This is a genomic window from Microcoleus sp. B3-D7 (assembly GCF_036705305.1).
Classification (GTDB): domain Bacteria; phylum Cyanobacteriota; class Cyanobacteriia; order Cyanobacteriales; family Microcoleaceae; genus Microcoleus.
Genome location: NZ_JAUBUE010000116.1, coordinates 1 through 2,879, shown reverse-complemented (window position 1 = coordinate 2,879; position 2,879 = coordinate 1). Strand labels below are relative to the sequence as shown.

Genomic DNA, 2,879 nt, shown 5'->3' with positions numbered 1-2,879 from the left:
AGTTAACGGTGCGATTCGTTTAACCTAAAGTAGGCTGAAAAGCTTATAGGACGGTTAGCCCAGTTGTTGAGACTGGTGACAACTGATTACATTTGTAGGTGAGGCGCTGTGCGTCAAGTCCTATCCCTCAAGTGCAGAGGTGAAAGCATAGCCCCTAGATTATTGGGTAGCAACCACTAGGCTAAAGCGGGGTTAAAAGGCAGAACTACTGAGAGCCAAACTTGGTAACTGTCAAGCAAGAGTCCATGCGTAGCAAAAGCAAAGATGTGATGGAACCATCGTCATTTGTAATGGTGTAATGGCTGAATCAGAATAAAACCGTTGAAAAACACGGTAAAGATTGATTAACACCAAGCCAAAAGGCAAGGATATGGCATAAGCGATTCGTTAATCGACTTATAAGCACCGCCCGTAAACCCGGTGGATAGCATCACGCTAAAGACTCAAACAAATGTGTAATCGGAACGAAGTAAATCTCTTAAATCTCTGGATACTAGAAATAGGTCGATATCCAGTAAGTAGCTAACGAATGGTTTAAGGGAGAGGGATTGTATCAAAAGCGAATGCCTCACTGTAATGGTGTGGATATGCTGACAGGTACACGGTAATTCCAATGGAGTAGAACAAGTAGCAATGAATATATCTAAAACGCTGAACAATCAGACGGTGGAGTGGAAAGACATCAACTGGCGAAAACTAGAACGGGTGACTTTTAAGTTGCAAAAGCGCATATTCCAAGCGAGTGAACGTGGTGATGTTAAAGCAGTTCGCAAACTACAAAAGACCCTGATTAGGTCTTGGTCTGCCAAGTGTATTGCGGTTCGTAGAGTAACTCAAGACAACAAAGGAAAGAATACGGCAGGAGTGGACGGTGTTAAATCGTTATCTCCAAAGCAACGTATTATTTTGGTCAATCAGTTGAAGCTTGCAGGAAAATCAAAACCCACTCGCAGGGTGATGATTCCCAAACCTGGAAGTAATGAAAAACGACCATTAGGAATACCCACCATAAACGACCGCGCACTACAAGCGCTATGTAAGATAGCGTTAGAACCTGAATGGGAGGCAAAATTTGAGCCTAACAGTTATGGTTTTAGACCAGGACGTTCCTGTCACGATGCGATTGGAGCCATATTTATCAGTACCAATTCAAAAGCTAAATACGTGCTAGATGCTGATATTGCAAAGTGCTTCGACCGCATAGACCACAAAGCATTACTCTCGAAAATACACACATACCCCACGTTAAGCCGTCAATTAAAATGCTGGCTTAAAGCCGGGTACTGTGCGAGAAATGAGTTATTTCCTACTAATGAGGGTACACCACAGGGAGGGGTGATTTCACCTTTACTTGCGAACATTGCTTTACACGGTATGGAAGAAAGAGTCAAACAGCACGCGGAAACACTAAAAGGAAACAAACGGGATAACCGGAACGCCCTTAGCCTAATCCGTTATGCTGACGACTTCGTGATTATCCATGAGGATTTGAACGTAGTCAAGAAATCTCAGGAGATAATCGCAGAATGGTTAAATGACATGGGATTGGAATTAAAACCAAGTAAAACAAAACTAACCCACATACTTAATGAAATAGAAGGAAATATCGGGTTTGAGTTCTTAGGATTCCATGTGCAACAATACAAAGTAGGAAACTACCGTAGTGCTAATACATCAAATGGAAAACCACGTGGTTTTAAAACATTAATCACACCCTCAAAAGTCAAAATTAAGACCCATCTAGACAAGATTGCCGAGGTAGTAGACTCGCATAAAACCGCCCCACAAGCTGCTTTAATCAGTAGGCTGAATCCAATCATTAGGGGATGGTCAAACTATTACTCGACAGTTGTTAGTAAAAAAACCTTTAACAAGGTTGACCAACTAACCTACGATAAGTTAAGAGCTTGGGCAAGAAAGAGAGGGAAAGGGGACATCAATGTGGCTAAATACTGGCGAACAGTAGGAAACCGAAATTGGTGTTTCAGTACCGAGGATGGATTAGAACTAATCACCCATGCAAGTACGCCAATCGTAAGGCATACAAAAGTCAAGGGTGAGGCTAGTCCTTTTAATGGAGACTGGATTTACTGGAGTAAGCGTCGAGGTGAATACCCGGAAACTCCTAACAGAGTTGCATCTTTAATCAAACGACAAAAGGGTATTTGCTCTCACTGTGGTTTGTACTTTACCAGTACAGACATTGTAGAAGTTGACCATAAATTACCGCTTTCATTAGGTGGTAAAAATCATCCGGATAATCTACAACTTCTACACAGACATTGCCACGACACAAAGACATCAACAGACGGCTCACTGCATTTGAAATTCAGTATCAAGCCCGACAGTTAGTCTTGAATCGTACCTATAACAAAGGTGGAATTATCAAGGAGCGGAATGATGCGAAAGTATCACGTTCCGTTCTGAAGGAGAGGTAGGAGTGGTAACGCTCATATCGACTCTAACGAATATGTCGAATCTGTGGAAATTTCTCTGGAAATCCAGGAAGATAAAACAGATGCCATTGAAGATCAGGTAGCAAGTCTTACCGAGCAGCTAACCGAGTTGAAACAACAAGTGAAAGACATATATGGAGATGAAGACGACTGGCAACGTATGTCAAAGACTTGACGGACTTATCGCACGCCGTCAGGCTAAAAACCGATTGCAGCGGTCAAAGCTGGAGCGAACCAAGCGCTTGCGAGATGAAGCTGCCTTGGACAGACCTTTTAGAAAGTCCCCAATGCTAGACTTCGTTGATGATTTGGTACACCGTCCCCCAAACCAAGAGCAGATGCGCCAGCTTAAGGAATTGCTAAAAGAAGAACAGAAGGCGATCTCTCAACTGATTGCCCTAATTGACCAACACCTAGATTGAT

At 42.7% G+C, this 2,879-nt stretch carries 2 protein-coding genes; both read left to right on the top strand.

What is annotated here, in order from left to right; translation table 11 throughout:
* Positions 1-633: 633 nt before the first annotated feature.
* Positions 634-2,352, top strand: coding sequence for a group II intron reverse transcriptase/maturase (gene ltrA, locus QUB25_RS29500; protein WP_333189007.1), 1,719 nt, complete (start codon positions 634-636; stop codon positions 2,350-2,352).
* 238 nt (positions 2,353-2,590) lie between these two features.
* A complete protein-coding gene (locus QUB25_RS29495) occupies positions 2,591-2,878 on the top strand; it encodes a hypothetical protein (RefSeq protein WP_333189005.1) in 288 nt (95 codons plus the stop codon).
* Position 2,879: the final 1 nt, after the last annotated feature.

What these genes read in the sequence shown, in the direction of transcription:
- QUB25_RS29495 (WP_333189005.1), top strand. Translation starts at nt 2,591, where the DNA reads ATGGAGATGAAGACGACTGGCAACGTATGTCAAAGACTTGACGGACTT.
- ltrA (WP_333189007.1), top strand. Translation starts at nt 634, where the DNA reads ATGAATATATCTAAAACGCTGAACAATCAGACGGTGGAGTGGAAAGAC.